Source organism: Kushneria aurantia DSM 21353 (genome assembly GCF_000382245.1).
Lineage (GTDB): Bacteria > Pseudomonadota > Gammaproteobacteria > Pseudomonadales > Halomonadaceae > Kushneria > Kushneria aurantia.
In genome coordinates, this window is record NZ_KB907885.1 from 48557 (window position 1) to 55066 (window position 6510).

General features: G+C 61.3%; 6 protein-coding genes and 1 tRNA gene. 5 read left to right on the forward strand and 2 right to left on the reverse strand.

Annotated features, from left to right (window positions below):
• Positions 1-37: 37 nt before the first annotated feature.
• On the reverse strand, positions 38-631 hold the full coding sequence (locus H146_RS0114630) for a hypothetical protein (RefSeq protein WP_019952635.1): 594 nt from the start codon (positions 629-631) through the stop codon (positions 38-40).
• Between the two features lie 74 nt (positions 632-705).
• Between H146_RS0114630 and H146_RS0114635 the strand changes: the two genes are divergently transcribed.
• Positions 706-782: transfer RNA gene (locus tag H146_RS0114635), tRNA-Ile, on the forward strand.
• A 96-nt stretch (positions 783-878) separates the two neighbouring features.
• Here H146_RS0114635 and H146_RS0114640 read toward each other — a convergent pair.
• On the reverse strand, positions 879-1988 hold the full coding sequence (locus H146_RS0114640) for a PDDEXK family nuclease (RefSeq protein ID WP_019952636.1): 1110 nt from the start codon (positions 1986-1988) through the stop codon (positions 879-881).
• 366 nt (positions 1989-2354) lie between these two features.
• Here H146_RS0114640 and H146_RS0114645 point away from each other — a divergent pair, with 366 nt between their 5' ends.
• The 4 genes from H146_RS0114645 to H146_RS20850 all read left to right on the forward strand — a co-directional run.
• Positions 2355-5237, forward strand: coding sequence for an SNF2-related protein (locus H146_RS0114645; RefSeq protein WP_019952637.1), 2883 nt, complete (start codon positions 2355-2357; stop codon positions 5235-5237).
• Positions 5238-5433: 196 nt separating this feature from the next.
• Positions 5434-5859, forward strand: coding sequence for an Abi family protein (locus H146_RS22505; protein WP_211213343.1), 426 nt, complete (start codon positions 5434-5436; stop codon positions 5857-5859).
• Positions 5748-6284, forward strand: coding sequence for an Abi family protein (locus tag H146_RS22510; RefSeq protein WP_019952639.1), 537 nt, complete (start codon positions 5748-5750; stop codon positions 6282-6284). The genes H146_RS22505 and H146_RS22510 overlap by 112 nt, the downstream gene beginning before the upstream one ends.
• Before the next feature lie 59 nt (positions 6285-6343).
• Positions 6344-6510 (forward strand): transposase (locus H146_RS20850; protein ID WP_156826829.1); only part of this gene is annotated, 167 nt, incomplete at its 3' end.

Sequence of the window (6510 nt, forward strand, 5' to 3'; positions counted from 1 at the left end):
CCGCCGATCGGCGGGGCGTTTTGCGTGGGGCTTCGCCTCAGCGTTCGATCAGCCGCGCGTTGAAGTTGATCGGAATGGTATCGGCAAGGCTTCGATAGCCCAGCAGTGACAGAATGGTTTGAGCGTTATCCAGCTGCATCATCTGGCGGGTATCGATACTGATCGGCTCGGCCAGCGAAACCTGCCATGCCTGCTGGTTCAGGCGTTCGACCCGCATCGGCACCCGCTCGCTGCGCTCGAAGTGATTGCCGCGCGCGGTCAGCGTCAGGGTGCGGGTAAGGCTGTCGCCCACCGCCAGATTGTTAAGCCAGGCGGGCTCGATCTGCGTCGACAGCGTGACCATCGCCGAGTCCGACGAGAGCCCCGACAGCAGGGCGCCCATGCCGCCATCGCCCAGCAGATTGGTCTGCTCAAGGCGCAGCGGCATCTCGAAATAGCCGTTATCGCTGATGGTACCGTTAAGATTATCGACGCGGTAAGTGCGCTCGAGCGGGCCGTTCTGCCCCTGGCCTGCCACCTCGGCGGTAATCCGGCTATCGGCGGGCACCATCCGCCACGCGGCCTGCGCCTGGGCAGAAAGTGTAACGGCAAGGCCCGCAACCGCGAGCGCGCTGATAAAAGAGTGACGCATCCCTGTAACTCCCGTTGGCCGGCCCGCTGGTCGCGGGCCCATACGCTGATGTATCATACGCAACCGCACCGCAAGGGCCCATAGCTCAGTTGGTTAGAGCAGGGGACTCATAATCCCTTGGTCGCAGGTTCGAGTCCTGCTGGGCCCACCAATCTTTCGATTTCCCCTTCCTTGCAGTGTGAGACATCCGTTTCGGCGACGGGTTGCGTTTTTGCGTGCGGTGTCAGCTTTGCATCACTAACCGCTTTCAATCGATATGCCATGCCTGCTTCAGGCGCGCGACCGTGTGCTCCCATTTCGACGCGGTGGGTTTGCATACCGTGTTCTGGTTGCCGAATAGCCCCACCTCACTGAAGGCCTGTGGGGCAGGCACGGAAGCCATCCAGCGGACCGGTACGAGATATTCCGCTGCCTCCTCGTCGTCTTCATCGATCACACCATGGATCTGCGGATACTCGGTGGCCGTCGTGAGATCCTGGAGTCGCTGACTTCCTTGATCGGTCTGCACCGTGAAATGGTCGCCTCGGCAACGCTCCCCGGTCACCTCGGCCACGCCTACATAGCCGGTCTTGGGGATGTTGACCCAGACCCGGTGCCCCTCCGAGAGCATGGCGAGGGTCTTCGAGTACCAGGCCGCACCGCCACCGGCAATGAATCCGTAGCGGCGGGCCAACTCCCAGGGGCGGTCATCACCAAAAGAGGCGTAAAACTCGCCATTCCAGGGCCCCTTGTGTGTCTTGCGGGCGGCCGGCTGAGTTGGCTCGTCCGGGTCGATCATCCAGGCGCGGCTCAGGTAATGGTTGCCCTGGTCCTTGAAGGCGGCGAAGAACATGGCGTTGATCGAGAGCTGGGCATGCTCGTTGAGGTAATTGATGATCCGCTCGCTGCTGGCGTCGAGCTGGGTGGCCACGACGACCAACTGGTGATTCTCGTTGAGGGTGACACTGTCCAGCGTGATGCCGAACTTGGCCTCGAAGGCGTCCTCGAGAGACGCGTGAGGGCGCTGATAGCGTTCGGCGAAGGCCTGGTAGATCTCGATCAGCTGGTAGTCGGCCAGGGTGACGACCCAAGAGGCATAGTCGATGGCCTGAGCGACCACGTCGCGGGGCGTCTTGTCGCGCTTGAGTTCGATGACGATGACCGTGCCGTTGGCGTCGATAGCCAGCAGGTCGATCAGCTTGTCGAAGCCGGTGCGTACCTGCCGGCCGATCAGCAGCCAGTCCCGATTGAGGATCGAGACATCCTGCATGATCTGATCCTCAAGCTGTCCCTCGTCGGCCAGCCCCATGGGCCGCAGCTTCTGCGGCAGCTCGCCCGTAGTACCTGCCAGCTTCCAGATTCCTTGCTCGATGGCCATCCAGGTGCCTCCTTGCGGTTTGGTTGAGAAAAGCGTTGTCTGGCTCAGGGCGGTGTTCTACCGTAGGTGCCAACACGGCCCCCGCCTCTTGGCTCTCACGAGCTTACGCTGGGGTTCTTATTTGTGTTCTCGACGCCTTACTCGGCCCTCTAGCGCTCGCAGCCTGGCGGTTCGCCCATGCCCTCTAGCGATAGCCTTCTTCCGGTATATGGCACTGAAAACGTTCCAGAAGTGCCTGTAAGCGCCGACGCCATTGCGAATGAGGTAGAGAGCCGGCTGCTCCAGGTAATATGAACTTTCTTGATCATCGTTTCACCTCAGGAGACAGTAGGCTGTAGGGCCAAAGCAGCTAGAGAGGGAACAGGGATGGCCACAGAGCGCATCACGGACTACCACGCCAAGTACTTCGCTTACGAGCTGACGCGTCAGAGGCGGGGCGGAAACGTGGACCGGCTGGCAGCTTCGCTGTTCGACGCCTCGGTAGATCTCAACCCCCATCAGATCGATGCTGCTTTGTTCGCCTTGCAGAACCCGCTGGCCAAAGGGGTGTTGCTGGCCGACGAGGTGGGGCTGGGCAAGACGATCGAAGCAGCGCTGGTCATCTGCCAGTACTGGGCAGAGCGTCGGCGTCGGTTGGTAGTGATTGCCCCAGCAGCCCTGCGTAAGCAGTGGGCGAGCGAGCTGGCCGAGAAATTCCACCTGCCCACACAGGTGCTGGACGCTCGCGCCTACAAACAGCAGCGTGAGCAGGGAATCTACGATCCGCTGGACCAGGATGTCATCAGCGTGATGTCCTACCACTTCGCGGCTAGGCTGGAACCTCAGCTGCGCACCATCCCCTGGGACCTGGTGGTGGTCGACGAAGCCCACAAGCTGCGCAACGCCCATCGTGAGAGCCACCGCACCGGTCAGGCCATCAAGCGCGCCTTCGCCGGTAGTCGCAAGCTGCTGCTCACCGCTACACCACTGCAGAACTCGCTGCTCGAGCTCTACGGCCTCTCGACGGTGATCGATGGCCAGCTGTTTGGCGATGCCATCAGCTTCCGCCGCCAGTTCATGCGTGGTGGGAATGACATCGAGGGGCTGCGACGCCGGCTCGATGAATTCGCCAAACGCACCCTTCGCCGCCAGGTGCTGGAGTATGTGCAGTACACCGAGCGCAAGGCGCTGACGATCCCCTTCACCCCATCCCGGGATGAGCAGCGGCTCTACCACCTGGTCTCCGGCTATCTGGAGCGCGAAGATAGCTATGGCGTGCCCACCCGCCAACGGCATCTGGTGTCACTGGTCATACGCAAGCTGCTGGCATCGTCTACCACCGCCATCATCCAGACGCTGGAGACGCTCAAGCAGCGGCTGGAGTCGCTGCATGACCGGCATCAGGTCGAGCAGGACTGGTTGGAGCGGCTATTGGCCGATGAATCGCTTGATGAGGAGCTGCTGGAAGCCGCGGAAGCCGATGAAGTGGAGGAGGCCGACGCCCAGTCCCTGGCCGACCAGGAGATCAACCCGACTCGGCTGCAGGGCGAGATCGCCGAAACCGAGCAGTACCTGGGCCTTGCTCGGAGCATCCATGAAGATGCCAAGTCCCATGCGCTGGTCACCGCGCTGGAAACCGGCTTTGCCCGCATGGATGAGATGAGGGCTCCTCGCAAGGCGGTGGTGTTCACCGAGTCACGGCGCACCCTGGAGTACCTCAGCCGCTTTCTGGAGCGACACGGTTTTGCCGATCAGGTCGCCACCTTCAGCGGCACCAACAACAGCCCGAGTGTGACGGGCATCTACCAGCGCTGGCTTGCGGATCATGCCGGTAGTGACCGGGTTACCGGCAGCCCCGCCATCGATCGACGCACCGCCATCATCGACCACTTCCGAGACAAGGCGCAGATCCTGGTGGCTACCGAGGCGGCTGCCGAAGGTGTCAATTTGCAGTTTTGTAATCTGGTGGTGAACTACGATCTGCCCTGGAATCCTCAGCGCGTGGAGCAGCGCATCGGTCGCTGCCACCGCTACGGCCAGCAGTTCGATGTGGTGGTGGTCAACTTCCTTAACCAGCGCAACGAGGCCGACAAGCGCGTGCTCGAGCTGCTGAGCGAGAAGTTCCAGCTGTTCGATGGCCTGTTCGGCGCTTCCGATGAAATTCTCGGCCGGCTGGAGTCTGGCGTGGATGTCGAGAAGCGTATCGCCGATATCTACGCCACTTGCCGCACACCGGACGCCATCGAGGCGGCCTTCGCCGAGCTGCGCGAGCAGTTGGAGGCCGATATCGATGCTCGCATGCGTGAGACCGAGAGCAAGCTGCTGGAACACTTCGACGAGCAGATTCATGAGTTGCTGCGCATCCAGCGAGACAAGGCCGAGGCCCAGCTCGACCGCACCGGCAAGCTGTTCTGGAAGCTGACCCGGCACTGCCTGTCGGGACAGGCCAAATTCAACGATGGCAGTCTGACCTTTCACCTGGAAGCGCCTCCCGTCGATAACGTGACCACCGGTGACTACTGGCTGATTCGCAAGGGGAAGGGCATCAAGCCGCCCGAGCACGCTCACGTCTACCGGCTGACGCATCCGCTGGGCGAATACGTGCTCGACAGCGGTCGCCGCCAGGAGACCCCAGCCGCCACGCTGCGCTTCCAGCTATCGGATCATCCGCTGCGAATCTCGGTACTCGAACAGCTCACCGTTCGCCGTGGTTGGATGGAACTGAATCTGCTGGAGCTGGACAGCTTCCAGCACGAGGAGCACCTGGTCTTCACCGCCCTGGCTGATGATGGCACTCACCTCGACCAGGAGGCCTGTGAGCGGCTCTTCAATGTGACGGCTGAGATAGTACCGGATAGTGCCACTGAACCCTCTCAGGAGCTCTCTGCGCTCGCCAAGCGACAGCTGGATGCCACCCTGAGCCGCGTGCTGGAGGAGAACCACAGCTACTTCCAGCGCGAACGCGACAAGCTGGAGGCTTGGTCCGATGACCAGATTGCCTCTAGCGAGGCCCAGTTGGAGGATACCCGCGCCAAGATCAAGGACGCCAAGCGTCGCTCACGCACCGCCGAGACCCTGGAGGAGCAGAAGGCCGCGCAGGAAGCGCTCAAGACGCTCGAGCGGCAGCAGCGCCGCGACCGCCAAGCGATTTTCGACGTTCAGGACGAGATCGAGAAGAAGCGCGACGCGCTTATCGATGCCCTGGAGCGCCAGATGCATAAAAAGAGCCAGACTCATCGGCTGTTCAGGATCCGCTGGGAGCTGTTGTGAAGGGCATGATGGCCTATGGTCATCGTGGTCGGTTGACCTTGGAGGGTCAACTGCCTAAACTTGCCTCCGACAACACCCCCCACGCTTCCCGTCAGATCAGCGCACCATGGGGGGTTACTTTTTTGTGTGATCAATGAGATACGAGAAACCTGCCCTCAGCTATGCCGATCAGCTCGCTCGCCTTCGCGAGCGGGGTATGCAGGTCCGGGATGAAGCCCGAGCCGAGCACTATCTGGCCCACCTGAACTACTATCGACTCGCCGCCTACTGGCTCCCCTACGAGGCAGACCACGGGAGCCATACCTTCCACCCGGGCACCCAGTTCGAGACGGTGCTGGATCATTATCTGTTTGATCGTGAGCTGCGCTTGCTGATGCTCGATGCCATCGAGCGGATCGAGGTGTCGCTGCGCGGCCACTTTGCCTATCAGCTGGGCCACCGCCATGGACCGCATGCGCTGAGCAGGCCTCGCTGTTTACAGACTCCAACCGGTGGAACTATCGGAACGGGTTGGCCGGCCTTCTCAAGGATGTGCAGAGTAACCGTGAGGTGTTCATCCAGCACTTCCGCACACATTACGATGAGCCCCTGCCGCCCGTGTGGGCGGTGGTGGAGATCATGAGCTTCGGCCAGCTTTCGAAGTGGCTCAAGCATCTTGCTCATAGCGATGACCGCAACGCTATCGCCAGGCTCTATTGCCTGGATGAGCGGATCCTGACCTCCTTCTGCCACCATCTGAACGTAGTCCGCAACCACTGTGCTCATCATGCCCGGGTCTGGAACCGTGAGCTGACGGTAAAGTTCACGCTGCCGCGCAACCCCCAGCCGTTGGGGGAGAGCCTGGTAAAGGCCAGAGACGAATCGGCGCAGCGCAAGCTTTACAACACCTTGACGATGCTCGCCTATCTGCTTGATGTGATCAGCCGCCATCACCACTTTCGAAAGCGGCTGGCGGAGCTGATCGAGCGCTATGCCATCAACCCCGCCAGCATGGGCTTCCCCGACGATTGGCTGCAGCGACCCACGTGGCTCGGGCGTCTTTCCTAGAGAATGTCGTCATGAGATGTGGTTAAATGACTACTTTCGAGGCGGAACCTGGGATCACAATGACTAAAGCTCATCGGCGTCACGACCTCTCAGATAAGGATTGGGCCTTGCTGGAGCCCCACTTGCCGGGGCGAGCAGGTCAGTGGGGAGGCGTGGCCAGGGATAACCGACGCTTCATCAATGCGGTGTTCTGGATTTTGCGCACGGGCGCGCCATGGCGTGACCT